21 protein-coding genes and 1 pseudogene are annotated in these 25782 nt (G+C 74.5%); 14 read left to right on the top strand and 8 right to left on the bottom strand.

The window, feature by feature from the left end; translation table 11 throughout:
- Positions 1-714 (top strand): annotated as a pseudogene (locus BJP40_RS34410) (lytic transglycosylase); the annotation flags it as partial.
- Positions 715-979: 265 nt separating this feature from the next.
- Here the strand turns inward: BJP40_RS34410 and BJP40_RS18500 are convergent.
- Positions 980-3589, bottom strand: coding sequence for an ATP-dependent RNA helicase (locus tag BJP40_RS18500; RefSeq protein WP_071281296.1), 2610 nt, complete (start codon positions 3587-3589; stop codon positions 980-982).
- A gap of 76 nt (positions 3590-3665) precedes the next feature.
- Entirely contained in the window at positions 3666-4487 is an 822-nt protein-coding gene (locus tag BJP40_RS18495) for a class I SAM-dependent methyltransferase (RefSeq protein WP_071281295.1), read from the bottom strand.
- 476 nt (positions 4488-4963) lie between these two features.
- Here BJP40_RS18495 and rpsA point away from each other — a divergent pair, with 476 nt between their 5' ends.
- From rpsA to BJP40_RS18475, 4 genes are all read left to right on the top strand, one after another.
- A complete protein-coding gene (rpsA, locus tag BJP40_RS18490; protein WP_071281294.1) occupies positions 4964-6457 on the top strand; it encodes a 30S ribosomal protein S1 in 1494 nt (497 codons plus the stop codon).
- A 304-nt stretch (positions 6458-6761) separates the two neighbouring features.
- Positions 6762-7703, top strand: coding sequence for a PAC2 family protein (locus BJP40_RS18485; protein ID WP_071281293.1), 942 nt, complete (start codon positions 6762-6764; stop codon positions 7701-7703).
- Positions 7704-7738: 35 nt separating this feature from the next.
- On the top strand, positions 7739-8353 hold the full coding sequence (gene coaE / locus BJP40_RS18480) for a dephospho-CoA kinase (RefSeq protein WP_071281292.1): 615 nt from the start codon (positions 7739-7741) through the stop codon (positions 8351-8353).
- Positions 8354-9055: 702 nt separating this feature from the next.
- A complete protein-coding gene (locus BJP40_RS18475) occupies positions 9056-9424 on the top strand; it encodes a tetratricopeptide repeat protein (protein ID WP_071281291.1) in 369 nt (122 codons plus the stop codon).
- 39 nt (positions 9425-9463) lie between these two features.
- On the opposite strand, the gene BJP40_RS18470 is transcribed toward BJP40_RS18475, so the two are convergent.
- Positions 9464-9751, bottom strand: coding sequence for a DUF6343 family protein (locus tag BJP40_RS18470; protein ID WP_319020114.1), 288 nt, complete (start codon positions 9749-9751; stop codon positions 9464-9466).
- Positions 9752-9903: 152 nt separating this feature from the next.
- On the opposite strand from BJP40_RS18470, the gene BJP40_RS18465 reads away from it, so the two are divergent.
- The 3 genes from BJP40_RS18465 (at position 9904) to BJP40_RS36105 (ending at position 15084) form a co-directional block, all read left to right on the top strand.
- Positions 9904-12786 (top strand): DEAD/DEAH box helicase, encoded by a 2883-nt coding sequence (locus BJP40_RS18465; RefSeq protein ID WP_079171273.1) that lies wholly within the window; start codon positions 9904-9906, stop codon positions 12784-12786.
- The gene (locus BJP40_RS18460) at positions 12783-14042 is read left to right on the top strand and encodes an SWIM zinc finger family protein (protein WP_071281290.1); all 1260 of its coding nucleotides are present in this window, start codon (positions 12783-12785) and stop codon (positions 14040-14042) included. The genes BJP40_RS18465 and BJP40_RS18460 overlap by 4 nt, the downstream gene beginning before the upstream one ends.
- Before the next feature lie 220 nt (positions 14043-14262).
- Positions 14263-15084 carry a chaplin family protein gene (locus BJP40_RS36105; RefSeq protein ID WP_319020115.1) on the top strand — a complete coding sequence of 274 codons (822 nt, stop codon included), beginning with the start codon at positions 14263-14265 and terminating at the stop codon, positions 15082-15084.
- Between the two features lie 22 nt (positions 15085-15106).
- On the opposite strand, the gene BJP40_RS18450 is transcribed toward BJP40_RS36105, so the two are convergent.
- Positions 15107-15763, bottom strand: a complete 657-nt coding sequence (locus BJP40_RS18450; protein WP_071281313.1) for a DUF2293 domain-containing protein — start codon at positions 15761-15763, stop codon at positions 15107-15109.
- 88 nt (positions 15764-15851) lie between these two features.
- Positions 15852-17063 carry a pyridoxal phosphate-dependent aminotransferase gene (locus tag BJP40_RS18445; RefSeq protein WP_071281312.1) on the bottom strand — a complete coding sequence of 404 codons (1212 nt, stop codon included), beginning with the start codon at positions 17061-17063 and terminating at the stop codon, positions 15852-15854.
- Between the two features lie 92 nt (positions 17064-17155).
- On the opposite strand from BJP40_RS18445, the gene BJP40_RS18440 reads away from it, so the two are divergent.
- Complete coding sequence (locus tag BJP40_RS18440) at positions 17156-17836, top strand: helix-turn-helix domain-containing protein (RefSeq protein ID WP_071281288.1); 681 nt, start codon at positions 17156-17158, stop codon at positions 17834-17836.
- 17 nt (positions 17837-17853) lie between these two features.
- Positions 17854-18486, top strand: coding sequence for a uridine kinase (locus BJP40_RS18435; protein ID WP_071281287.1), 633 nt, complete (start codon positions 17854-17856; stop codon positions 18484-18486).
- Between the two features lie 24 nt (positions 18487-18510).
- Here BJP40_RS18435 and BJP40_RS18430 read toward each other — a convergent pair whose 3' ends face one another.
- Genes BJP40_RS18430 through BJP40_RS18420 form a run of 3 tightly spaced genes read right to left on the bottom strand, consistent with a single transcriptional unit; the run spans position 18511 to position 20916 of the window.
- Positions 18511-19401: a carbohydrate kinase family protein gene (locus BJP40_RS18430; RefSeq protein WP_071281286.1), complete on the bottom strand. Its 891-nt coding sequence runs from the start codon at positions 19399-19401 to the stop codon at positions 18511-18513.
- The gene (locus tag BJP40_RS18425; RefSeq protein ID WP_071281285.1) at positions 19398-20315 is read right to left on the bottom strand and encodes a pseudouridine-5'-phosphate glycosidase; all 918 of its coding nucleotides are present in this window, start codon (positions 20313-20315) and stop codon (positions 19398-19400) included. The genes BJP40_RS18430 and BJP40_RS18425 overlap by 4 nt, the downstream gene beginning before the upstream one ends.
- 55 nt (positions 20316-20370) lie before the next feature.
- The gene (locus BJP40_RS18420; RefSeq protein WP_071269290.1) at positions 20371-20916 is read right to left on the bottom strand and encodes a methylated-DNA--[protein]-cysteine S-methyltransferase; all 546 of its coding nucleotides are present in this window, start codon (positions 20914-20916) and stop codon (positions 20371-20373) included.
- A gap of 140 nt (positions 20917-21056) precedes the next feature.
- On the opposite strand from BJP40_RS18420, the gene BJP40_RS18415 reads away from it, so the two are divergent.
- The 4 genes from BJP40_RS18415 to BJP40_RS18400 form a co-directional block, all read left to right on the top strand.
- Positions 21057-21965, top strand: a complete 909-nt coding sequence (locus BJP40_RS18415) for an MHYT domain-containing protein (RefSeq protein WP_071281284.1) — start codon at positions 21057-21059, stop codon at positions 21963-21965.
- Between the two features lie 198 nt (positions 21966-22163).
- Entirely contained in the window at positions 22164-24353 is a 2190-nt protein-coding gene (gene uvrB / locus BJP40_RS18410) for an excinuclease ABC subunit UvrB (protein WP_071281283.1), read from the top strand.
- Between the two features lie 195 nt (positions 24354-24548).
- The gene (locus BJP40_RS18405; protein ID WP_071269287.1) at positions 24549-25127 is read left to right on the top strand and encodes a TerD family protein; all 579 of its coding nucleotides are present in this window, start codon (positions 24549-24551) and stop codon (positions 25125-25127) included.
- 133 nt (positions 25128-25260) lie between these two features.
- A partial coding sequence (locus BJP40_RS18400) for a TerD family protein (protein ID WP_143065969.1) occupies positions 25261-25782 on the top strand: 522 nt, incomplete at its 3' end.

The raw sequence follows: 25782 nt of genomic DNA, 5'->3' as shown, positions 1-25782 counted from the left end.
ACGCCGACCCCGACTCCGACGAAGCCCGCTGACCGGGTGCACAGCCTGCAGGACGCAGCTGGCGGCTCCCTCAGCGCCACGGCCGGCACCGAGTTCGCCGAGCGCGCGGCCGTCGTGGCACGCGACGAGCAGGGCGCCGGCGTCGCCGGCGTGACGGTCGAGTTCCGGATCGTCGGCGACACCGACAGCCGCTTTGCCGACGGCGCCACCACCGCCACGGCCACCACCGGCGCCGACGGCACCGCCACCGCCCCGGTCCTCCTCGCGGGCGAGAAGACCGGCGAGTTCACCGTCCGGGCCACCGTCGTCGAGAGGGCCACGCTGCCCGGTGTCGACCACCGGGCCACGGTCACAGCACCGCCGCGGGCCGACGCCCTCGCCCGTGCCGGGACCACCGAGCCCACCGCCGCGGCCGGCGGCGAGTTCGCCGAGCGCCTCACGGTGACGGCCACCCACAAGGGTGCCGCCGCGGCAGGGGTCGCCCTGACCGCCACCATGATCGCCGGCACGGACAGCTCCCAGGCCGCCGACGCAGGACCGTACTTCAAGGACGCCCAGGGCGAGCCCGTACGCACCCTCGCCGGCCTGGAGACCGGCGCCGACGGCACGCTCCGACTGCCCCGGATGTACGCCGACGACCGGGCCGGCACGTTCCTGCTGCGGGTCACCGCGGAAGGCGGCGTGACGCTCACCATCGAGCTGCACGTCGACTGACGCGGCAGGCCACCGCGGGGACTCGCACGCGTGCCGGACCGCGGGCCCGGCACGCGCCGGCGCTCTGCGCGCCGGATCGCCGTCCTCGCCGGGCAGCCGGGCGGCGAGGACGGGACGCCGCGACCGTGCCCGGCCCCGCCAGGCGGTCCCGCACCGGTCGCGTTCCGCCCCGGCGGCAGTCGTGGCCGGTGCGCCCAGCCCCTGTGCGCGGCCGCAGACCGAGCGGTGCACGGCCGCACCCGCCCGCCCCCGTCGGACGTCGACGTCAGCGGCGGGGGTTCGTCCGATGGGTGGGCCGCGCCGTCGACGGGTCCTCCGGCCACGGGTGCTTCGGGTAGCGGCCCCGCAGCTCCGCCCGCACGGCCCGGTAGCCGTCCCGCCAGAACGACGCCAGGTCCGCCGTCACGGCCGCCGGACGCCCCGCCGGCGACAGCAGGTGCACCAGCACGGGCACCCCCGCCACCCTCGGGGTCCTGGCCAGTCCGAACATCTCCTGCAGCTTCACCGCGAGCACGGGCTGCTCACCCGCATAGTCGAGGCGCACCCGGGAGCCGCTCGGCACCTCCAGCCGTTCGGGGGCGAGCTCGTCGAGGCGCGCCGCCTCACCGCTCGCCCACGGCAGCAGCCGCCGCAGCGCCTCTCCGGCGTCGATCCGCGCGAGGTCCGCCCGCCGCCGGGCCGCCGACAGCTCCGGTTCCAGCCACTCGTCGGCGCGCTCCGCCAGCGCCGTGTCCGAGACGTCCGGCCACGCGCCGCCCACCACCCGGTGCAGGAAGGCGAGCCGCTCCCGCAGCTGCCGCGCCTCCCGCGACCAGCCCAGCAGGCCGAGCCCGTCGCGCCGCAAGCCGTCCAGCAGGGCCGCCCGTACGAGCCCGGGGTCCGCGTCCCGCAGCGGCCGCACCACCAGCTCCACCGCCCCGAGCCGCTCCACGCGGCGGGCCGTGACCTCGCCGTCCTCCCAGCGCACCTCGTCACCGGCGGCCCGCAGATGCCCGGCCGCCAGCCGGGCCACGTCCTCGTCGCAGACCGCCGCGAGCCGCACCCGCGCCGACGCCGCACGGGCGGAACGGTCCGCCACCGCCACGGCCAGCCACGGCGCCGACCGCAGCCCCGAGCCGCCCTCGACCTCGGCTCCCGTCCCGGACACCATCAGGAAGGCGCCGCCGCCCCGTGCCCGCGCCACCCGCTCGGGGAACGCCAGCGCGGTCACCAGACCCGCGGCCACGTCATCGGACACGTCGGCGGAGTCGTGCGGAAGGGCGCCGGTCCGTCCGCCGGGACGGTCCCCGAGGACAGCGGCCTCCGCGGGGCCGGAGGCTCCGCCCCCGAACTGCTCCCCCGGGGCGGCGCTGTCCCGTCCGGGGCGACCGCGCGCGGGGTCGGAGAGTCCGGCCGCCGCCCCCGTCAGCCTCCGGGCCTCCGCGCGCCACCGCGCCGCGTAGGCGTCGCCGCCGCGCCGGGCCGCCCGCCACGCCGCCGCCAGATCGTCCCCGTACGTCCGCGGCGGCTCCTCCGCCACCAGTGCCACGATCTCCGCCGCGCGCCGCGCGCCCACGTGCGGCGCACCGTCCAGCAGCGCCCGCCCCAACCGGGGGTGCACGCCCAGGCGCGCCAGAGCGCGGCCGCGCTCCGTAGCGCGCCCCGCCGCGTCCACCGCGCCGATCGCTGCCAGCACCGCACGGGCCGCCGCCATCGCCCCGGCGGGCGGGGCGTCCAGCAGCGCGAGGCCCGACGCACCGGGATCGCCCCACACCGCGGCCTGCAGGGCGAACGAGGTCAGGTCCGCCACCTGGATCTCCGGCGCAGGGAAGGCGGGCAGCCGCCCGTCCTCCGCCTCCGGCCAGCACCGGTAGACCGCGCCCGGCGCCTCACGCCCCGCCCGGCCGGCCCGCTGCCGGGCCGACGCCCGTGACGCGCGCAGCGTCGTCAGGGCACTCAGTCCGCGGGCGTGGTCCACGCGCGGCTCCCGCGCCAGACCGGAGTCGACGACCACCCGGACCCCCGGCACGGTCAGCGACGACTCGGCCACCGCCGTCGCCAGCACCACACGGCGCCCCCGCCCCGGAGCCAGCACCGCTTCCTGTACCGCCGCAGGAGCCCTCCCGTGCACCTGGAGCACCTCGACGCCCGGCAGCCCGTCCAGCAGGCCCGCCACCCGGGTGATCTCCCCGACCCCGGGCAGGAAGCACAGCACGTCGCCGTCCCGCTCGCCGAGCGCCCGGCGCACGACCCCCGCCACGTGCGCCAGCAGTGCCGGGTCGACGGACATCCCGTGCGGCGGCCGTACGGGACCGGGCGGCGGTGCCCAGACGACCTCCACCGGATGCGTCACGCCCGACGCCTCGACCACCGGCGCGCCGCCCAGCAGCCGGGCCCAGCCCTCGGCGTCCGTCGTCGCCGACGCCGCCAGGAGCCGCAGCTCGGGCCGCAGCGTCTCCCGCACGTCTAGGAGGAACGCGGCGGCGGTGTCGGCGTCCAGGTGCCTCTCGTGGCACTCGTCGAGCATCACCGCGTCGACCCCGGCCAGCTCCTGGTCCCGCTGGAGCCGCTGCAGCAGCACACCGGTCGTCACGACCTCGACGACCGTGTCCCGCGACACCGCGCGCTCGCCGCGCACGGTGAAGCCGACCCGGCCGCCCGGCTCCTCGCCGAGCAGCCACGCCATGCGCCGCGCCGCCGCCCGGGCCGCGATCCGGCGGGGCTCGGCGACCACCACACGCGCGCCGCGCTCCGCCAGGACCAGCGGCACCAGCGTCGTCTTGCCGGTCCCGGGCGGCGCGCACAGCACCGCCGCGCCGTGCCCGTCCAGCGCCTGCTCCAGGGCGGGCAGGGCCGTGTGCACGGGAAGCCGCTCCCGCTGCTCCGGGGGGATCACCGCCGACCAGCCGCCTTTGCCACTCCGCCCGCGGGGCCGCCGGGCGGCGGTCCCCCGTGGACCGGCCCCCCGCCCATCAGTCCCTCTCGCACACGAAGATCGCCGTGCCCGGGATGAGGTTCCCGCGCAGCGGGGACCAGCCGCCCCACTCCTGGCTGTTCCAGGCCGGCCACTCGGGCTCCACCAGGTCCACCAGCCGGAAACCGCCCGCCACCACGTCCCGCACCCGGTCGCCCAGGGTCCGGTGGTGCTCGACGTACACCGCCCGCCCCTGGTCGTCCTGCTCGACGTACGGGGTGCGGTCGAAGTACGACGCGGCGACCGACAGGCCCTCGGGGCCGGGTTCGTCGGGGAACGCCCAGCGGACGGGGTGGGTCACCGAGAAGACCCACCGGCCGCCCGGCCGCAGCACCCTGCGCACCTCCCGGAACACCCGCACCGGGTCGGCGACGAAGGGCACCGCCCCGTACGCCGAACAGGCCAGGTCGAAGGAGCCGTCCCGGAACGGCAGAGCGCCGGCGTCCGCCTCCACCAGCGCGACCCCGTCGTCGCCCGCTCCGATCCGCAGGGCGTGCTGGAGCTGGCGGTGGGAGAGGTCCAGGGCGACCGGCCGCGCCCCCTGCGCCGCCAGCCAGCGTGAGCACTGCGCGGCGCCCGCGCCGATCTCCAGCACGTCGCGGCCCTCCAGTGAGCCGGCGGGGCCCAGGAGCCGGGCCTCCTCCTCGTCCAGCCCCTCGGGTCCCCAGACGAACCGGTCGTCCCCGAGGAACGAGCCGTGCTCGTCCTGGTACTCGTCGGCGTTCCGGTCCCACCAGCCCCGGCTGGCCCGGCTGCTCTCCGCGTCGCCCGTCGCCCGGCGCGTGGCCTGCGGCTCGTGGTCCTGGATGTCTTGGATCATCTCGCCCGTCGTTGTAGGTTGCGCGAGCGCACGGCCGCGCGCCCCGGTGCACGGCGGGCGCGGGGCGCGTCCACGGGGAGTACGGCCCGGCGGTGTCTGTCCGCCACGTCCGTTCCGCCCGGCCCGCCCGAGTATGTGACGCATGCGACACGCGTGCGGCGTCATCGAATGTCAGGCCATCGTGGCCTGCGGCAAGCTTAGTTGCGCCGGGTATGCGGCGGTGCGCCCCGGGTGTGCCCCTTCGCGCATTGACCATGCCCCGCGGCGCCCGTATGCTAAAGGTTGCGCTGCGGGCCTGCGCGCCTCAGACGGAGCAGGCCGCGCTCGCATCTGTTGTATGTCCCCTCGGTTGTCGAGGCGCCGCCTGTTCACCAGGCCCGGCGCTTCCTTGGCTGTCCGGCTTCTGCAGAGGCGATACGGGCCTACGGCGTGGCAGTACCTACGACTTCAATGTCCGTACCGGAGCCCTTTCCCACATGACGAGCAGCACCGAGACCACCGCCACCACCCCGCAGGTTGCGGTCAACGACATCGGTAACGAGGAAGCTTTCCTCGCCGCGATCGACGAGACGATCAAGTACTTCAACGACGGCGACATCGTCGACGGCGTCATCGTGAAGGTCGACCGGGACGAGGTCCTGCTCGACATCGGTTACAAGACCGAAGGTGTCATCCCGAGCCGCGAGCTCTCGATCAAGCACGACGTCGACCCGAACGAGGTCGTCAAGGTCGGCGACGAGATCGAGGCCCTGGTCCTCCAGAAGGAGGACAAGGAAGGCCGCCTGATCCTCTCGAAGAAGCGCGCCCAGTACGAGCGTGCCTGGGGCACCATCGAGAAGATCAAGGAAGAGGACGGCATCGTCACCGGTACCGTCATCGAGGTCGTCAAGGGTGGTCTCATCCTCGACATCGGCCTCCGTGGCTTCCTCCCGGCGTCCCTCGTCGAGATGCGCCGTGTCCGCGACCTCCAGCCGTACGTCGGCAAGGAGCTCGAGGCCAAGATCATCGAGCTGGACAAGAACCGCAACAACGTGGTCCTGTCCCGCCGCGCCTGGCTGGAGCAGACCCAGTCCGAGGTCCGCCAGACGTTCCTCACCACCCTGCAGAAGGGCCAGGTCCGCTCCGGCGTCGTCTCCTCGATCGTCAACTTCGGTGCGTTCGTGGACCTGGGCGGCGTCGACGGCCTGGTGCACGTCTCCGAGCTGTCCTGGAAGCACATCGACCACCCGTCCGAGGTGGTCGAGGTCGGCCAGGAGGTCACCGTCGAGGTCCTCGACGTCGACATGGACCGCGAGCGTGTCTCCCTGTCGCTGAAGGCGACCCAGGAGGACCCGTGGCAGCAGTTCGCCCGGACCCACCAGATCGGTCAGGTCGTCCCGGGTAAGGTCACCAAGCTCGTTCCGTTCGGTGCGTTCGTCCGCGTCGACGAGGGCATCGAGGGCCTGGTCCACATCTCCGAGCTGGCCGAGCGCCACGTGGAGATCCCGGAGCAGGTCGTCCAGGTCAACGACGAGATCTTCGTCAAGGTCATCGACATCGACCTGGAGCGCCGCCGGATCTCGCTGTCGCTGAAGCAGGCCAACGAGTCCTTCGGCGCCGACCCGTCGGCCGTCGAGTTCGACCCGACCCTGTACGGCATGGCCGCGTCCTACGACGACCAGGGCAACTACATCTACCCCGAGGGCTTCGACCCGGAGACCAACGACTGGCTGCCCGGCTACGAGAAGCAGCGCGAGGAGTGGGAGCGGCAGTACGCCGAGGCCCAGCAGCGCTTCGAGCAGCACCAGGCACAGGTCATCAAGCCCCGCGAGCCCGACGCCGCCGCCGCTGCCGAGGGTGGCCCCGCCGCTCCGGCCGCCGCGCCGACCGGTGGTTCGTACTCCTCGGAGTCGGACGACACCTCCGGCGCCCTGGCGTCGGACGAGGCGCTGGCCGCCCTCCGCGAGAAGCTGGCCGGCGGCCAGAGCTGACACCCTCACGCGGCTCTCACTGAGGCCGCCGTGCGGTTGACGCTCGGACCCGCTCCGGCTCCTGGCTGGTGACACTGGGGCCCGTCCCGAAAGGGACGGGCCCCAGTGCCGTTTCCGCGTGCTGACGCAACTCGTGACCACTCCGGGCGCTCCTGCGCGCTGCGAGAGCCTGAGCCTGCCGGTGAACCGGGGCCCCGCCCCCGGGGCTCAGAGGCCGCGCATGACCTCGGGTGCAGCGGTGGCACGGGAATGTCAGTGGCCCATGCGACGTTCTTCCGTAGGAATACGAGGAGGAGCGGTAAACGTGCTTGATCCGCAGGACTTGTACGCATGGGAGCCAAAGGGCCTGGCGGTGGCCGACATGGCACTGGCCCAGGAGTCCGCCGGCCTGATCATGCTCTATCACTTCGACGGATACATCGACGCGGGCGAGGTCGGCGAGCAGATCGTCGACGGCCTGCTGGACACCCTGCCGCACCAGGTCGTGGCCCGCTTCGACCACGATCGCCTGGTGGACTACCGGGCCCGGCGCCCCCTGCTCACCTTCCGCCGCGACCGCTGGACGGGGTTCGACACACCCGCCCTCGAGGTCCGCATCGTCCAGGACGCGACCGGTGCGCCCTTCCTGCTGCTCTCCGGCCCCGAGCCGGACGTCGAATGGGAGCGGTTCGCCCAGGCCGTACGGCAGATCGCCGAGCGGCTGCGCGTCCGGCTCGCCGTCAACGTCCACGGCATCCCCATGGGCGTCCCCCACACTCGCCCCGTGGGCCTCACGCCCCACGGCAACCGCACCGACCTCGTGCCCGGGCACCGCAGCCCGTTCGACGAGGCCCAGGTGCCGAGCAGCGCGGAGGCGCTGATCGAGTACCGCCTGATGGAAGCCGGCCACGACGTCCTCGGCGTGGCGGCGCACGTGCCGCACTACGTGGCACGTTCCCCCTACCCGGACGCCGCGCTGACCGCGCTGGAGGCGATCACCGCCGCCACCGGGCTCGTGCTCCCCGGTATCGCCCACGGGCTGCGCAACGCCGCCCAGCGGACCCAGACCGAGATCGAGCGCCAGGTCCGCGACGGCGACGAGGAACTGGTCGCCCTGGTCAAGGGCCTTGAGCACCAGTACGACGCGATGGCCGGCGCGGAGACCCGCGGCAGCCTGGTCGCCGAACCCGTCGACCTGCCGTCGGCCGACGAACTGGGCCGGCAGTTCGAGCGCTTCCTCGCCGAACGTGACGGCGACACCCCGTAGGGGTCCGGCCCCGCCCCAGGGCATAGGCTGCCGCCATGCTGACCGTGGGGCTGACCGGTGGAATCGGAGCCGGCAAGAGTGAGGTGTCGCGGCTGCTCGTCTCGTACGGGGCCGTGCTGATCGACGCCGACAAGATCGCCCGCGAGGTCGTCGAGCCCGGTACGCCCGGGCTCGCGGCCGTCGTGGAGGCGTTCGGGCGGGACGTCCTGACCCCGGACGGGGCGCTCGACCGTCCGCGGCTCGGCGCCGTCGTCTTCGCGGACCCGGACCGCCTCGCCACCCTGAACGGCATCATCCACCCGCTGGTGCGGGACCGGTCGGCCGAGCTCCAGTCCGCCGCGGCGCCCGACGCGGTCGTGGTCCATGACGTCCCCCTCCTCACCGAGAACGGCCTCGCCCCGCTCTACGACGTCGTCGTGGTCGTCGACGCCTCTCCCGAAACCCAGCTGGACCGGCTAGTGCGGTTCCGGGGCATGACCGAGGCCGAAGCCCGCTCCCGCATGGCCGCCCAGGCGACGAGGGAGCAGCGGTGCGCCCTCGCGGACTACGTGATCGACAACGACGGACCGCTGGAGGCGTTGGAGCCGCAGGTCCGCTCGATCTGGCAGGCCCTGACGGACAGGGCCGCGGACGCCGACCTGCCCGGCTGACGACCAGGGTTGGCGCACTGCGGCCCCAGGTGTGCGGGGCTGACCGGCAGGGCCGGGGCCGGAAGCCGCCTGCGCGGATCGGTGCAGAGGGCCGGCTTCGGGAGGGGCCCGACGGGAAGCCGGCGGGCCCCCGGGACTTGCGCCGCGGGAAGCTCCACGAGGCCGCGCAGGTTCCCGGAGTCGCGCAGGACGGGCAGGGCCGTGCCAGGCGCGGTGCTGCTGAGTGCCGTGCCCATCGCGCGGCGCGACGATGTCGCCTGGCGGATGACGGGGCCGTCCGTCCTGCCGTCGTCGCCCGACGCGGCCCTCGGGGCCCGGCGTCCGCCGCCGATGCCCCGAGCGACGGGTCCGACGGCGCCCGGCCGGCGACCCGCTGCACCCCCTGGCGGACCCCTGCGGCGCCCGGGAGGCCGCGCAGACGCACAGCAGCCACCCGCCGCCGACGCCTGCCGGAGCACCCGAGGCCTTCCGCACCTCCTGCGGCGGTGACCCGCCGACATGCCCCGAGCCCCCGCGAGCTGCCGGCTGCCCCACCTGCGCAGGGTCCGGCGGCAGCCGGGACGTCCCGGCTGCCGCCGCCGCAGTCCGCGCCAAGCCGCCGCCCACCCCGGGCGCCGCGGTCCCTGCGGCTGCCTTCGCCGCGGGGAATACGGCGGTCGTACGCGCTGTTGAACGGCCGCAGCGAAGGGGAAGGATGGAAGCGTGCCCGACAGCGACCCGGAGACCCACGTCATCGACTACCGGGCGGCCGAGCAGTTGCTCGCCGCACGGGACCCCCGCGGGGCGGTCAAGCTGCTCGACTCGGTGATCGCGGCCCACCCCGAGAACACCGCCGCACGGCTGCTGCGCGCCCGTGCGTTCTTCATGGCGGCTCAGCTGCGCTCCGCTGAGCTGGAGTTCGAGCTCGTCGTCGAACGCGAACCGGACAACGCCTACGCCCACTTCGGGCTGGCCCGCACCCTCCAGAGGGCCGGGCGGCCGCAGCACGCCCGCCGCCACTTCCGGCTCGCCGCGGCCCTGGACCCGAGGCCCGAGTACCGCGAGGCCGCCGGCTTCGACGACGAGGACTGACCTCCCCGGCCCCCGCCGTAACGCGGTGATCACGCAACGCTAGGGGCGAGGGGGTGGCGTAGGGCGTCCCGGAGGGTACGGAGGGACGTCACGGCCGGGCTGGTAGCGGGGGCCCTGGCGGATGCGGTGGACCACCATCGCCAGGTCCGCGAGCACGACCAGCGCCAGCACCCCGCAGATGACGGCCCAGCTCCTGACGCCGATCACGGCGAAGGCGACCGTGCCGCCCACGGCCCAGACGAGGCCCCACAGGCTCAGCCAGAACCGCAGCCTCAGCGGGCTGCGTGCCGTGACAGGCTCGTTTCCACTGCGCAGGAACATAGTCATCGGTCTCCTCCCCGCCGTGTACCCGTGAACCGTCCGCCGATCCCGGCGGACCGCACGGAATCTGCCGCCGCGGTGTGTCAGACCCTCGCCGTAAGGTCGGAGACCCGGGGGCCGGACCCCGGAAGAACGCCCGGAAGGAGGCCGCCCCGGTCATGGACGCACCGCGCACCGCAACCGCCGCGCCCGCCGCGCACGGCTCCGCCGGGGCGCGCTCCCTGCACACCTGCCCCGCCGTGTTCCTGCCGGACGCGCTGCCGCGCGCCGGACGCGTGGCCTTCTGGGCGCCCGACGGCCGCGGCCTGCCGCCGTCCGCCCCCGGAGCGGCGGCCGCCACCGAGCAGCTCACGGTCGTCAGGCGGCACGGCTCCGGAGCCCGCGCCCGGACCGTGCCGGCCGTGGTCCTGCCCGTCGACGACGCCCTTCCGGTGCTCGCCGCAGCCCGGCACGCCCCGGACACCCACCCGGCCACCGCCTGCTGGGGCGCGGCCGCCTTGCACGCGCTCCACCTGGTGGCACGCGGGCGGCTGCTCCCCGGGCTGACCGCCGACGACCTCGACGCCTGGCGGGCCGGCCCGCTGGACGCCGACGACATCGCGCACCTCCGGGCGATCGCCGCCGCCATGCCGTACGAGGCGCACGCCGTGCCCGTGCCCGACCGCCAGCCCCTGCACCTGCCCGAACCCGAGGCGCTCGTGCGGGCCTTCCTCGACGCGGTCGCCGACACCCTGCCGCGCACCCCGGCGGCGCCGCACGCCGCCGGGCGGCCCTTCGCCGCACGGGAACCGCAGCGGCTCCCGGGAGCCAGGGCCTGGGCCGCGGAGGTGGCCGCGGGCATGGACGCCGGCGTCCGCGTGTCGCTGCGGCTCGACCTCTCCCCGTTCGAGCTCTTCGACCCGGACCCCGGAATCCCGGACACCGGCGGCGGCACGGAGGAGCGGCAGGCCGCCGCGGCGGTCGTGCAGGTGCACAGCCTCGCCGACCCGGCCCTGGTCGCCGACGCGGCGGAGCTGTGGACCGGGGACGCGGAGCAGCACTTCGGGGCCCGCGCCCGGATCGACACCATGCTCGCCCTCCGCCGGGCCGCCCGCGTCTGGCCGCCGCTCACCCGGCTCCTGGAGCGGCCCGTGCCCGACGTCCTCGCCGTCACCGAGCGCGAGCTGTACGACCTGCTCGGCCCCGCCGCAGACCGGCTCACCGCAGCGGGGGTCCGTGTCCACTGGCCCCGCGAACTGGCCCGGTCCCTGTCCGCGGCAGCCGTCGTCCGGCCCGCACCCGGCTCGGCCGCCGACGGCACGCCGTTCTTCGACAGCACCGAACTCCTCCGCTTCCAGTGGCAGCTGGCCCTGGACGGCGACCCGCTCACCGAACGGGAGATGGACGCGCTCGCGGAGGCCCACCGCCCCGTGGTCCGGCTCAGGGACCGGTGGGTCGTCGTCGACCCCGCACTCGTCCGCAAGGCACGCGCACGCCAGCTCGGGCTGCTGCAACCCGTGGACGCCCTCGCGGCAGCGCTCACGGGGACCGCCGACGTGGACGGTGAGACGGTGGAGGCCGTGCCGGTCGGCGCGCTCGCCGCCCTGCGCGACCGGCTCCTGGCCGGACCCGCCCCCGTGCCGCCCCCACCCGGCCTCGACGCCACACTGCGCGACTACCAGCTGCGCGGGCTGGCCTGGCTGGACCTGATGACCTCCCTCGGCCTCGGCGGCTGCCTCGCCGACGACATGGGCCTCGGCAAGACCGTCACGCTGATCGCGCTGCACCTGCGGCGCGCCCACCGGGCGCCCACCCTCGTGGTGTGCCCGGCATCCCTGCTCGGCAACTGGGAGCGGGAGATCCGCCGCTTCGCGCCCGGCGTGCCGGTGCTGCGCTTCCACGGCGCGGGCCGCAGCCTCGACGCGGCGACGGGCGGCTTCGTCCTCACCACGTACGGCACGATGCGCACCAGCGCCCGGGAGCTGGCCGACCGGTCCTGGGGCATGGTGGTCGCCGACGAGGCACAGCACGTGAAGAACCCGTTCTCCGCCACGGCGAGGGCCCTGCGGACCATCCCCGCTCCGGCCAGGGTCGCCCTCACCGGTACGCCCGTCGAGAACAACCTCTCCGAACTGTGGGCGCTGCTCGACTGGACCACGCCCGGACTGCTCGGCCCCCTCAAGGCGTTCCGCGCCCGCCACGCCCGCGCCGTGGAGAACAGCGGGGAGCTGGGCGACACGGAGGCCGTCGAACGGCTCGCCCGGCTCGTCCGCCCGTTCCTCTTGCGCCGACGCAAGTCCGACCCCGGCATCGTCCCGGAGCTCCCGCCCAAGACGGAGTCCGATCATCCGGTGCCCCTGACGCGGGAGCAGGCCGCCCTGTACGAGGCGGTCGCCAGGGAGACCATGGCCGCTATCGAGGGCGCCGAGGGCATCGCACGCCGCGGCCTGGTCATGAAGCTGCTCACGTCCCTCAAGCAGATCTGCAACCACCCGGCGCAGTTCCTGAAGGAGGAACCGGGTCGGCTGGCGGGCCGCTCCGGCAAGCTGTCCCTCCTGGACGAACTCCTCGACACGATCGTGGCGGAGGACGGCGCGGCCCTCGTCTTCACCCAGTACGTGTCCATGGCCCGGCTGCTCACCAGCCATCTGACCGCGCGGGCCGTCCCCTCCCAACTGCTCCACGGCGGCACACCCGTCGCCGAGCGGGAGCGCATGGTGGACCGCTTCCAGGCCGGGGAGGTCCCGGTGTTCGTGCTGTCCCTGAAGGCGGCTGGCACCGGCCTCAACCTGACGCGGGCCGGCCACGTCGTCCACTACGACCGCTGGTGGAACCCGGCCGTCGAGGAGCAGGCGACCGACCGCGCCTACCGCATCGGCCAGACGCAGCCCGTGCAGGTGCACCGGCTCATCGCCGAAGGCACCGTCGAGGACCGCATCGCCGAGATGCTGGCCTCCAAACGCGCCCTCGCCGACGCCGTCCTCGGCTCCGGAGAGGCCGCCCTCACCGAGCTGACGGACCGGGAACTGGCCGACCTGGTGTCCCTGAGGAGGGAGCAGTGACCCCCGCGCGCCCCGGCAGACCCCCGGCGTACCACGACGACCGGCGACGCAGCTTCCCGCCGTTGCCGGCCCACGGCAAGGGGGACGGCGGGACCGCCGCGAGCTGGTGGGGCAACGCCTGGGTGGCGGCCCTGGAGAGCGCCGCACTCGACCCCGCCCGCCTCGCCCGCGGCCGTGCCTACGCGGGCCGGGGCCTCGTCGACGCGATCACCGTGACGCCCGGACGGGTCACCGCCTACGTCCACGGCAGCCGCGCCCGGCCGTACCGCACGGAGATCAGGCTGCGGGTGCTCGACGACGACGCGTGGGAGCGGCTGCTGGACACGGTGGCGGAGCGCCCCGACCACATCGCGGCCCTGCTCGACAAGGACGTGCCGCAGACGCTGGTCGAGGTCGGCGGGCTGCTGCCCCGCGCGGGGGACCTGGTGCCCGACTGCTCCTGCCCCGACCACGGCCATCCCTGCAAGCATGCGGCAGCCCTGTGCTACCAGGCGGCGAGGCTGCTCGACGAGGACCCGTTCACGCTGTTCCTGATGCGGGGCCGCGGGGAGCAGGAGGTCCTCGCCGGGCTCGGCCGGCGCAACACGGCGCGCACGGCCGCGGAGAGCGCCGCGGCGCCGCAGCCCCTGCCGGCCGTCCCCGCCCGGGCCGCCGTCACGGCCGCACCCCCGGCGCCCCTCCCGCCTCCGCTTCCACTGCCGGCCGGCCCCGGGCGGCCCCCGGTCTTCCCGGAGGACCGTGCGGCCCCCGATCCGCTGGCCCTGGACCTGCTGGCCACCGAAGCGGCCGCCCGGGCCCACGCCCACCTGGCGACCGGACGCGACCCCGTGGCCGCGCTCACCCCCTGGCAGGACGCGGTCCGCCTGGCCGCCGCCCACCCGGGGGCCGGGCTCACCGCCGCCACCCGCGCCCTCTACCGGGACCTCGCCACCGCCCTGGACCGCAGCCCCACGGACCTGTCCCGCGCCGTGGCCGCGTGGCGCCAGGGCGGACCGGCCGGGCTCGCCGTACTGGAGGAGCCCTGGGATCCGCCTGCGGGGCCCTTCGACCGGGCGCGGCCGGCTCTCATCGCCGCCGACTTCCCGCAGTTCCGGCCGTGGCGCAACCGGCTGTCCACCGCGTCCCTCCAGCTGCGCTTCGGCCGTGACGGCCTCTGGTACGGCTACGAGTCCGACGCGGGCCGCGAGGACTGGTGGCCGCGCGGCACCCCGGACGCCGACCCCGTGGGCGCGCTCGCCGGGCTCCTCGGCGGGTGACGGACGGGTTGGCCGCCGGCCAGGATCCGCCCTCAGGTGCGAACCGATGGAGAGGGGATGTGAAAAGTCTATGAGATCTCCCCCGATCGGGTGAAAGAGGGAGTCGTCATAACCCGCCTTGGAGGTAGGGCGTTAACCCCGGTGCGGGCGAGTGCCCGCGAACGTCTCCGGAAGGCAGGAAGCCATGCGGCATACGCGCCGAAAAGGTCTCGTCACTCTGATGGCCACGGGCGGCGCCCTCGCCCTGGCGGCGGGCTCCGCCCAGGCCGACGCCGACGCGTCGGGCGCCGCGGTCGACTCACCCGGCGTGGTCTCCGGCAACACCGTGCAACTGCCGGTCCACGTCCCCGTCAACGCCTGCGGCAACACCGTGAACGTGGTGGGGCTGCTCAACCCCGCGGCCGGCAACACGTGTGTGAACAAGGGCGGTCAGGCCCACCACGGCGAGGCGCCCGGTAGCCACGGGAGCGGCAGCGGCCACGGCGGCGGTGCTCATGAAGGCGGCGGCCAGGGAGGCGGCAGCGGCCACGGCGGCGGTGCTCACGAAGGCGGCGGCCACGGCGGTGGGCACGCCCCCGGCAACGGGGCGGCGTCCGGCAACGGCGGCGGCGCCTCCGCCGACGCGGGCACGCACGGATCCCCCGGCGTGATCTCCGGCAACGGCGTCCAGCTGCCCGTCGACCTGCCCGTGAACGTCTCCGGCAACCAGGTCAGCGTCGTCGGCCTCGGCAACCCCGTCTTCGGCAACACGTCCGTCAACGACAGCGGCGAGCCGCCGGCCACCACGGAACCGCCCGTGACCGAGGAGCCCGAGGTGCCGCAGCCCGTCGACCGGACGGTCGTGCCGCCCCAGCGCGACGAGACCGCGCCGCCCGCCGCGGACGCCGGTCCCGACCGGCCGGCAGAGACCGGCACCACGCCCGCGCTGGCCGAGACCGGTGCCGGAGACCTGGCCGGCGCGGTGCTGCCCGCCGCCGCGGGTCTGATCCTCGCCGGCGGCATGCTGCGCCGCCGCCTGAGGACCGCCGCCGACGGTTCCTGAACCGGCCGTCCACGCCGCCCCGTCACCGACACCGTCGCCAGGCCGTCAGCACCGCGTCGATCGCCGGTGCCACCCGCATCCGGGCTTGGCGGCGGGGGACCCCGCTCATCAGCAGGGCGTCGTACTCGGTGTCGAGGTGCCGCACCGACGCCCGCACCGCGGCCGTCACGGCGCCCTCGTCGAGCGCCCGGCCCGCCGCCGTCCGCCCCACCCGGCCGCTTCCCCGGACCGACGCGTGGGCCGCGATGTCCTCGGCCCGCTCGGCCGGGCACCCCGGGAAGAGCCGGCCGATCTCGGCCGCCAGCTCCGCCGTGAACCACACGTCCTGGGCTGCCCGGCGCCGCGCGTCCCTGGCCCGGCGCCGGGCCCGCGCCTCGGCGTCGCGCAGGCACGCCGCCTCCGCCCGGGCCAGGGCTGCCTCCTCCACGAGGATCCCCTGGCGCTCGTAGCGCGTGCGGCGCTTGTCGTGCCGTACGACGACCGCCCACAGACCTGCGGCCGCGCAGGCCCGCCGGGTCAGCGCGGCGTCCCCGCGCGGCAGGTACACGAGGTGTCCGAGGTCCGCGCAGACCAGGCAGAGCGGCGCACCCGACTCCAGCACCATCCGGCGCAGCGGCCCCCTGCTGCACTCCGCGCAGCGTGCCGCGCTCCTGGGCTCCACCACGACGATCGGCTCCACCGCCACCACGTCTCACGCCTCCCCGGCGACTGACGGCGCGTCTCACACGGAAACTACCCGCATCCCCGGGGCCCGATCCGCCCCGCGCCTACTGCCGGTAGCCGCTGAGGAAGCGCCCGATCCGGCTGATCGCGGCGTCCAGGTCGTCGGCGTGCGGGAGCGTCAGGATCCGGAAGTGGTCCGGACGCGGCCAGTTGAAGCCGGTGCCCTGCACCACCTGGATCTTCTCGCGCAGCAGCAGGTCGAGGACGAACTTCTCGTCGTCGTGGATAGCGTGCACCTCCGGATCGATCCGGGGGAACGCGTACAGCGCGCCGCGCGGCTTCACGCACGAGACGCCGGGGATCTCGTTCAGCTTCTCCCAGGCGCGGTTGCGCTGCTCGTACAGCCGCCCGCCGGGCGCGGTGAGGTCCTTGATGGACTGGCGTCCGCCGAGCGCGGCCTGGATGGCGTACTGCGCGGGCGCGTTGGGGCACAGCCGCATGGAGGCCAGCATCGTGAGGCCCTCCATGTAGCTGCGGGCATGCTGCTTCGGGCCGGTGGCGACGACCCACCCGGACCGGAACCCCGCCACGCGGTACGTCTTGGAGAGCCCGCCGAAGGTGAGGACCACCAGGTCCGGCGCGACCGTCGCCACCGGGTGGTGCACGGCGTCGTCGTAGACGATCTGGTCGTAGATCTCGTCGGCGAACACCATCAGCCCGTGTCGGCGCGCAAGGTCGAGCATGCCCTCCAGCACCTCGCGCGGATACACCGCGCCGGTGGGGTTGTTGGGGTTGATGATGACGAGGGCCCTGGTGCGGTCGGTGATCTTCGCGGCCATGTCGTCGAGGTCCGGGTACCAGTCGGCGGCCTCGTCGCACACGTAGTGCACCGGCCGCCCGCCCGCGAGCGTCGTCACGGCCGTCCACAGCGGGTAGTCCGGCGCCGGGACGAGGATCTCGTCGCCGTCCTCGACGAGCGCCTGCACGGCCATGGAGATGAGCTCCGAGATGCCGTTGCCGAGGAACACGTCGTCCACGTCCACGTCCGTGAGGCCGAGCGCCTGGTAGCGCTGGGCGACCGCCCGGCGGGCGGAGAGGATGCCCCGGGAGTCGGTGTACCCGTGGGCCTGGGGCAGCATCCGGATCATGTCCTGGACGATCTCCTCCGGCGCCTCGAAGCCGAACAGGGCCGGGTTGCCGGTGTTCAGGCGGAGCACGCTGTGGCCCGCCTCCTCCAGTGCGTTGGCGTGCTCGATCACGGGACCGCGGATCTCGTAGCAGACCTCGCTCAGCTTGCTCGACTGCCGGAACTCCATGGCGGCCACCCCGAATTCTCCTGGGAACTGTGATTCTTGGTTTTACCAAGCACGGGCTTGGAAAGTCCAACAACCGGTCTAGACTGCGGCGCATGCCACGTCCCAGCCAGCGCCCGACCGCCGCCCGCCGCCGGACTTACGACCAGTACTGCGCCGCCGCCCGCGCCCTCGACGCCGTGGGCGACCGCTGGACCCTCCTGATCGTCCGTGAACTCCTCGCGGGGCCGCGGCGCTACACCGACCTGCACGCCGACCTCCCGGGCGTCAGTACCGACATGCTCGCCGGGAGGCTCAAGGACATGGAGCGCGACGGCCTCGCCACCCGCCGCCGGCTGCCGCCCCCGTCCCCCGCCTCCGTGTACGAACTGACCCCCCGCGGCCGGTCCCTGCTGCCCCTGCTCCGGGAGCTCGCCCGCTGGGGCGCGGACGCCCTGGACGCCCCCCGGGCGACGGACGCGGTGCGCGCACACTGGTTCGCCGTCCCGCTCCTCGACGCCCTGGACCCGGCGGGGAAGACCGGGGAGGAGACCGTCGTGGAAGTGCACATCGACGAGGGTGTGTTCCACCTCGCCGTCGCCGGACCCGGCGACCCGTCCTACGGGGACGGCCCCGCCGAGCACCCGCACGTCCGGCTGCGCATGGACACCGCTACGTGCGCCGCCGTCAGCCGCGGCGACCTCACCGTCGCCGACGGGGTGAAGACCGGACGCGTCGACGTCGAAGGCGCCGGGCCCGCGGCCGCCGCGCTGAGGGGTGAGACGGGACACGGCTGAACCGGCAGGATGGAGGAGTGGCACTGGAACCGATCACCTGGGAACGACTGGCCGACCGGATCGCGGCCTCCGCGGACACCCGTACACCGGGGGACGGCGGGCCCTGGCTGAAGATCGCCGTCGACGGGGCCCCCGCGGCCCGTCCCGGCGCCCTGGCCGACCGGGTGGCCGAGGAGCTGCGGATCCGGGGGCGCGCGGTCCTCGCCATCGCCACCTCCGGGTTCGTGCGGCCGGCGTCGCTGCGCTACGAGTTCGGGAGGGAGGACCCCGACACGTACTACAGAGGATGGTTCGACACGGGGGCGCTGTGGCGGGAGGTGTTCCGGCCGCTGGAGCCGGGCGGCAACGGGCGGGTGCTCCCCGACCTGTGGGACCCGGCCACGGACCGGGCGACCCGTAGCCCGTACCAGGAACTGGCACCCGGCGGGGTGCTGCTGCTGCACGGCCCTTTCCTCCTGGGCCACTGGTTCCCGTTCGACCTGACCGTCCACCTCAGGCTGTCCCGGGCGGCGCTGGAGCGGAGGACGCCCGAGGGGTGGACCCTGCCCGCCTACGCGCGCTACGAGACGGAAGTCGCCCCGGCGGACGCCGCGGACGTCGTCGTGCGGGCGGACGACCCGCGCCATCCCGCGTGGACCGGGCTGCCGTAGCCGTACGCGTGGGTACGGGGCCGGTCAGACCGGGCGGGCGCCCACGAGGGTGACCGCCCGCGCCGCCGTGCGGCAGCCCGCTGCGGCCGCCTCGACCGGCGAGGCCCCCGACAGGAGGGCGGCCAGGAAGCCGCCGGTGAAGGCGTCACCGGCACCGGTGGTGTCCACGGCGGTCACCTGCGGGGCGGGCACCCGGGCGAGGACCGCGCCGGACACCGCCAGCAGTGCGCCGCCTCGGCCCAGGGTCACCACGGCCAGCGGAAACGCACGGCTCAGCGCGGCCGCCGCCGCCCCGGCGTCCGCCGCACCGGTCAGCAGCCGCGCCTCGTCGGCGTTGGGCAGCAGAACGGACGCGCCCGCCACCGCGCCGAGGAAGCGGTCGGTGCCCAGCTTTCGGAGGAATCCCGCGGAAGCGGGGTCCACGCTCACCGGTATGCCCCGCTCCCGCGCCGCCACCAGGGCGGCCGCCGCGGCGCCCCGGCCCGGCTCGCCGAAGAACAGGTAGCCCGACAGGTGCAACCGTGCCACCCCGTCGAGGAACGCCGGCGACCAGTCGGCGGGGGAGAGCCGCAGCACTGCCCCGCTGTCCGTCAGGAAGGTCCGCTCGGCCCCCGCCGTGGCGTCGACCAAGGACACCACCGTCCCCGTGGGCACCTCGGCGTCCCGCACCAGCAGCGGCCGCACACCTGCCCGGCGGAGCTCCGCCTCGTGCCACGACGCGCGGTCGGCACCCACCCGCCCGAGGAGCCGCACGTCACCGCAGCCGGAGCACGCCGCCCAGCAGGCCGCGTTCGCGCCCGCGCCGCCCGGCCGGATGCCGATCCGGGCAGCCGTGTCCGTGCCGGGGGCGAGCGGCTCGCCGTGCAGGGCCACCACGTCGGTGACGACGTCCCCCACCACCAGCAGACCGCTCACCGGGCGCTCGCCACCGCGATCCGCGCCGCCAGCCGCACGTTGCCGCGCACCGCCGCCAGATTCGCCTCCAGGGACGCGCCGCCCGTGCCCCGCACCAGGTGGTCCAGCAGGAACGGCGTGACCGCCTGGCCCGTGATGCCCCGTTCCCGGCACGCGTCCAGCCCCTCGCCCAGCACCCGGTCGTGCAGCACCGGATCCAGTTGCTCGGCCTCCGGTACGGGATGGGCGACGATCAGCGCGGCCGCAGGTCCGCCCAGCGCGTCCTGCGCCCGCATCACCGCCGCCACCTCCTCCGGCGACCGGACCGTCCAGTCCACCGGCTCACCGGACGACGTCAGGTAGAAGCCCGGGAACCGGTCCGTCCGGTAGCCCAGCACCCCCACCCCCAAGGTCTCCAGTCGCTGCAGCGTCGCCGGTACGTCGAGGATCGACTTGACGCCCGCGCACACCACCGTGATCCGTGTCCGCGCCAGCAGCCCCAGGTCCGCCGACTCGTCCTGCGTCTGCGCCCACTCCCGGTGGACGCCGCCCAGCCCGCCCGTGGCGAACACCCGGATGCCCGCCCGGGCCGCGAGGAACGCCGTCGCCGACACCGCCGTCGCCCCGCTCGCCAGCGCCGCCACCGCGGGCGCGAGATCACGGTGGCCAAGCTTCCGCATCCCCGGGTCCTCGGCCATCCGGGCCAGCTGCGCCCCGTCAAGGCCGACGCACGGCACCCCGTCGAGCACGGCGACCGTCGCCGGAACAGCGCCCCCGGCCCGTACGAGCGCCTCCAGCTCCTCACCGACGGCCAGGTTGCGCGGGCGGGGTAGACCGTGCGCCAGGATCGTCGACTCCAGGGCGACCACGGCCCGGCGCGCCGCCAGAGCCTCCCGCACCTCTTCCGACACCGCCAGCACCGAGGTCTCAGACATGCCCCATCCCTGGCGCGCACGGGCGGCGGCCAAACCTGCGGACCTCGGGAACGGCTCAGAACAGCGGCTGCGGAAGCACCCCCTCCAGCACCAGCAGCCGCCGCTTGGCCTCCAGGCCACCGCCGAAACCGCCCAGTCCGCCGTCGCTCTCCACCACCCGGTGGCAGGGCACGACCACCGGCAGCGGGTTCGCGCCCATCGCCGCGCCCACCGCCTGCGCGGCGCCCGGCTGCCCCGCCCGCGCGGCCAGCTCCCCGTACCCCACCAGCGTCCCGTAGGGCACTCCGGCCGCCAGCTCCCGCAGCGCCCGCCGGGTGAAGCCGCCCGTCAGCGACCAGTCCAGCGGCAGCCGGAAGTCCCTCAGCCGACCGTCGAAGTACGCCTCCAGCATCCGTATCGGCTCGGCCAGCCGACCCGCGCCGCCCTGGACAGGTTCCGGGCCGCCCAGCCGCTCCACCAGCCGCGACAGCGCCCGCTCGCGTACCGCGCCCTCCGCATGGAAGACGACGTTGACCAGCCCCGCTTCTGTGGCGGCCAGGAACAGCGGGCCGACGCCGCTGCCGACGACGGTCCACTCGACGGTCCGTACGGTGCTCTCCATACCGCCACGGTACGGCCCGCCACTGACAGCGCGGACGGGAGCGCACCCCCGCGGCCCGGGGGGCGGCAGGGCCTTTTCAAGTCGACTACCCTCCACGCAACGGTCCGGCGCGGGAACGAGGGGTGAGGGGCGCTACGGATATGCAGGGCACAGTCGACGGTTTCAGCTACGGTCTCGTCACTCCCGTCGTGGCCTACCTGATGGCCTGCATCGGCGGGGCGCTCGGCCTGCGCTGCACCACCCGGGCGCTACGGCACCCCGGCGCCTTCCGCCCCGGTTGGCTGGCCCTGGGCGCCACGTCGATCGGCGCGGGCATATGGACCATGCACTTCATCGCGATGATGGGTTTCCAGGTCGCGGAGGCGCCCGTCGACTACGACCGGCCCGTGACGTACGCAAGCCTCGCCATCGCGATCCTCATGGTCGGCATAGGGGTCTTCATCGTCGGCACGCGCGGGCCGACCGTGATGGCCCTGGTCACCGGCGGCACCATCACCGGCCTCGGCATCGCCTCCATGCACTACCTGGGCATGGTGGCGCTGGAGGTGCCGGGCCGGCTCGCGTACGACACGTCCACCGTGGCGCTGTCCGTGCTGATCGCGGTCGTCGCCGCCACGGCGGCGCTCTGGGCCGCCGTCGCCGTGCACGGAGTGCTGCCCGCCCTCGGCGCGGGGCTCGTCATGGGCCTCGCGGTGTCCGGAATGCACTACACCGGCATGGCGGCCGTCACCGTCCACCTGCACCCGGGCGAACAGGCCGACCCCTCCGCCGTCGCCGTGGGCGCCCTCGACCCCGGGAGCGGGCCGGCGGGGGGCGACGTGGTCGTCGGCGCGGCCGACCTCCTGCACGCGCCGCCCGCAGGGTCAGGTGACAGCGCCGCCTCCCTGCTGGCCCCCATGCTGGTCGGCCCCTCGGCGTTCCTGTTGTTCGCGGGCATCGTCGTGCTCTTCGACCCCCTGCTGGTGAGCGGCGACCGGGACGACCGCCCCCGGCTGCCGGGCATCCCCGCCCCGCGCCACCGCGACCACCAGTACCGCGACGGCCGCTAGCGCTGCGGGTCGCGGCGCCCGCCCGTACGCCGTTCGCCGTGCCACGGGCACCCGGCCCCCGCCCGTCCGGCAGGCCGCACGCCGTCGACCCGCCGACCGGGCCCCGGCCGGCTGCTCCGCGAGCCGCCCGGCAGGCCCGGAAGGGGCCGCGGCGGCCACCGGTGCCCGTCTGTCAGTGGCGGGTCGTACGGTGGTCTCATGCGGCCCGTAACCCAGATCGAACGTGCGGTGGCACCCTTCGAGGTGGTCAGCCCGTACCAGCCCAGCGGCGACCAGCCCGCGGCCATCGACGACCTTGAGCGGCGCATCCGCGCCGGCGAGAAGGACGTGGTGCTGCTCGGCGCCACCGGCACCGGCAAGTCGGCGACCACCGCCTGGATGATCGAGCGGCTCCAGCGCCCCACCCTCGTCATGGCGCCCAACAAGACTCTGGCCGCCCAGCTGGCCAACGAGTTCCGCGAACTGCTGCCGAACAACGCCGTCGAGTACTTCGTGTCGTACTACGACTACTACCAGCCGGAGGCGTACGTCCCGCAGTCGGACACCTACATCGAGAAGGACTCGTCCATCAACGAGGAGGTCGAGCGGCTGCGCCACTCCGCCACGAACTCGCTGCTGACCAGGCGGGACGTGGTCGTCGTCGCCTCGGTGTCCTGCATCTACGGCCTCGGCACGCCGCAGGAGTACGTCGACCGGATGGTCTCCCTCAAGGTCGGCGACGAGGTCGACCGCGACGAGCTGCTGCGCCGCTTCGTGGACATCCAGTACGCCCGCAACGACCTGGCCTTCACCCGGGGCACCTTCCGGGTGCGCGGCGACACGATCGAGATCTTCCCGGTGTACGAGGAGCTCGCGGTCCGCATCGAGATGTTCGGCGACGAGATCGAGGCACTGTCCACGCTGCACCCGCTCACCGGCGAGGTCATCAGCGACGACCGGCAGCTGTACGTGTTCCCCGCCAGCCACTACGTGGCGGGCCCGGAGCGCATGGAGCGGGCGGTCGACGGCATCGAACGGGAGCTGGAGGCGCGCCTCGCCGAGCTGGAGAAGCAGGGCAGGCTGCTGGAGGCCCAGCGGCTGCGGATGCGCACCACGTACGACATCGAGATGATGCGCCAGGTCGGGTCCTGCTCCGGCATCGAGAACTACTCGATGCACTTCGACCAGCGCGAGCCCGGCTCCCCGCCCAACACCCTGCTCGACTACTTCCCCGAGGACTTCCTCCTCGTCATCGACGAGTCCCATGTCACCGTGCCGCAGATCGGTGCCATGTACGAGGGCGACGCCTCCCGCAAGCGCACCCTCGTCGACCACGGCTTCCGGCTGCCCTCGGCGCTCGACAACCGGCCGCTGAAGTGGGAGGAGTTCCAGGAACGCATCGGCCAGGCCGTCTACCTGTCGGCCACCCCCGGGGCGTACGAACTGTCCCGCTCCGACGGATTCGTCGAGCAGATCATCCGCCCCACGGGCCTCGTCGACCCCGAGGTGGTCGTCAAGCCGACCGAGGGGCAGATCGACGACCTCGTGCACGAGATCCGACTGCGCACCGAGCGCGACGAGCGGGTCCTCGTCACCACGCTCACCAAGAAGATGGCGGAGGACCTCACCGACTACTTCCTCGAACTCGGCATCCAGGTGCGCTACCTGCACAGCGACGTGGACACCCTGCGCCGCGTGGAGCTGCTGCGGGAGCTCCGGGCCGGCGAGTACGACGTCCTGGTCGGCATCAACCTGCTGAGGGAGGGCCTGGACCTGCCGGAGGTGTCCCTCGTCGCCATCCTGGACGCCGACAAGCAGGGCTTCCTCCGCTCCGGCACCTCACTGATCCAGACCATCGGCCGTGCGGCGCGCAACGTCTCGGGACAGGTCCACATGTACGCCGACTCCGTCACCCCCGCGATGGCTCAGGCCATCGACGAGACCAACCGCCGCCGCGCCAAGCAGGTCGCCTACAACGAGGCCCACGGCATCGACCCGCAGCCGCTGCGCAAGAAGATCAACGACATCGTGGCCACCATCGCCCGGGAAGAGGTGGACACCGAGCAACTCCTCGGCAGCGGCTACCGGAGCGCCAAGGACGGCAAGGGAGCCAAGGCGCCCGTGCCGTCGTTGGGCACCGCCTCCCGTACCGCCAAGGCGGCCAAGGCCGGCGGCGGCCAGGCAGCCGTCAAACCCGTCAAGACGGCCAAGGGCGGCAGGGCCGCCGGCACGGGAGCGGTCACGAGCGACCGACCCGCCGCCGAACTCGCCGGCATCATCGAGGAGATGACGGAACGCATGCGGGCCGCAGCGGCCGAGCTCCAGTTCGAGGTGGCCGCACGCCTGCGGGACGAGGTCGGCGAGCTGAAGAAGGAGTTGCGGCAGATGAAGGAAGCGGGCATCGCCTGAGACGGCACAGCCACAGACCGGGGCCCGCCGGCGCTTTCGCCGGGCCCGGGGGCGACAGCCCTGCCGCTCCGGTGTGTTGCAACACCGATACAAAAGACGAAACGCCCTGATGCCGCCGGAGCGCCCCTGCATAGGGTGCTGGGGAACCCCGCAGCCGGGGGCGGCCGCGGGGAGCGCACAGAGAGGGGACAGCGCGTGTCGGTCAACTTGACCAAGGGTCAGGCCATCAGCCTGCAGAAGAGCGACGGGGGGGCCCTGACCGCGGTGCGGATGGGGCTCGGCTGGCAGGCGGCGCCGCGCCGCGGTCTGTTCGGCTCGCGTACCCGGGAGATCGACCTGGACGCCTCGGCGGTGCTGTTCGCCGACAAGACCGCCGTCGACGTGGTGTTCTTCCGCCACCTCGTCAGCGACGACGGCTCGGTCCGCCACACCGGCGACAACCTGGTGGGCGGCGCCGGCCAGGGCGGCGACGACGAGGCCATCCTGGTGGACCTCCAGCGGCTCCCCGTCCACATCGACCAGATCGTGTTCACGGTGAACTCCTTCACCGGCCAGACGTTCCAGGAAGTGCAGAACGCGTTCTGCCGCCTCGTCGACGAGACGAACGGCCAGGAGCTCGCCCGCTACACCCTGAACGGCGGCGGCCCCTACACCGCCCAGATCATGGCCAAGGTGCACCGCGCGGGCAGCGGCTGGCAGATGACGGCCATCGGCCAGGCCGCCAACGGGCGCACGTTCCAGGACCTGCTGCCGGCGATCCTGCCGCACCTGTAGTCCCGTCCGTACGGCCGCTCCGGCCGTACGACCGCGCACACCGCAGCTCCCGGAGGTACCAGGCCGCCGGGAGCTGCACCGTATCCGTACGCACGGGGACTTCCGTACCGACCCGCGAGGGGGAACGCAGGCGATGAGCGTCGAGCTGGTCCGGGGGCAGAATCACCCCCTGCCGGACACGCGACTGGAGATCCGCGTGACGGCCGGCGCCCCGGTCGTGGCGGGCATTCTGCTCACCGACAGTGAGGGCCGCGTCACCGGGCCGGACCGGGCCGCCCACCCGGGCTCGCCGCGCCTGCCCGGTGTCGAGGTGCCCCGGCAGGCAGCGGCGCAGCACCGGCTGGCGGTGGACCTGGGTGCGGTCCCGGAGGTGGTGCACCGAGTCGTCGTGCTCCTCGCCCTGCCGACCGGGTCCTCCGGGCCTGACCGGTTCGGTGCCGTCGCGGCCCCCTTCACCGCCGTCACCGGAACCGACGGTTCCGAGATTGCCGGGTTCACCCTCACCGGCCTCGGCAGCGAGTCCGCCGTCGTCGCCCTGGAGCTCTACCGCCGCCACGGCGCGTGGAAGGTCCGCGCCGTCGGCCAGGGGTACGCCGAGGGACTCGCCGCGCTCCTACAGGACCAGGGCGTGCCCGGTCCCGACGGACTCGCCCGG

Origin of the sequence: Streptomyces sp. CC53 (genome assembly GCF_001865245.1) — a bacterium.
GTDB lineage: Bacteria > Actinomycetota > Actinomycetes > Streptomycetales > Streptomycetaceae > Streptomyces.
This window is presented reverse-complemented; position numbering and strand designations above follow the sequence as displayed.

What these genes read in the sequence shown, in the direction of transcription:
- BJP40_RS18495 (WP_071281295.1), bottom strand. Translation starts at nt 4,487, where the DNA reads ATGATCCAAGACATCCAGGACCACGAGCCGCAGGCCACGCGCCGGGCG.
- rpsA (WP_071281294.1), top strand. Translation starts at nt 4,964, where the DNA reads ATGACGAGCAGCACCGAGACCACCGCCACCACCCCGCAGGTTGCGGTC.
- coaE (WP_071281292.1), top strand. Translation starts at nt 7,739, where the DNA reads ATGCTGACCGTGGGGCTGACCGGTGGAATCGGAGCCGGCAAGAGTGAG.
- BJP40_RS18470 (WP_319020114.1), bottom strand. Translation starts at nt 9,751, where the DNA reads ATGACTATGTTCCTGCGCAGTGGAAACGAGCCTGTCACGGCACGCAGC.
- BJP40_RS18465 (WP_079171273.1), top strand. Translation starts at nt 9,904, where the DNA reads ATGGACGCACCGCGCACCGCAACCGCCGCGCCCGCCGCGCACGGCTCC.
- BJP40_RS36105 (WP_319020115.1), top strand. Translation starts at nt 14,263, where the DNA reads ATGGCCACGGGCGGCGCCCTCGCCCTGGCGGCGGGCTCCGCCCAGGCC.
- BJP40_RS18445 (WP_071281312.1), bottom strand. Translation starts at nt 17,063, where the DNA reads ATGGAGTTCCGGCAGTCGAGCAAGCTGAGCGAGGTCTGCTACGAGATC.
- BJP40_RS18440 (WP_071281288.1), top strand. Translation starts at nt 17,156, where the DNA reads ATGCCACGTCCCAGCCAGCGCCCGACCGCCGCCCGCCGCCGGACTTAC.
- BJP40_RS18425 (WP_071281285.1), bottom strand. Translation starts at nt 20,315, where the DNA reads ATGTCTGAGACCTCGGTGCTGGCGGTGTCGGAAGAGGTGCGGGAGGCT.
- BJP40_RS18420 (WP_071269290.1), bottom strand. Translation starts at nt 20,916, where the DNA reads ATGGAGAGCACCGTACGGACCGTCGAGTGGACCGTCGTCGGCAGCGGC.
- BJP40_RS18415 (WP_071281284.1), top strand. Translation starts at nt 21,057, where the DNA reads ATGCAGGGCACAGTCGACGGTTTCAGCTACGGTCTCGTCACTCCCGTC.
- uvrB (WP_071281283.1), top strand. Translation starts at nt 22,164, where the DNA reads ATGCGGCCCGTAACCCAGATCGAACGTGCGGTGGCACCCTTCGAGGTG.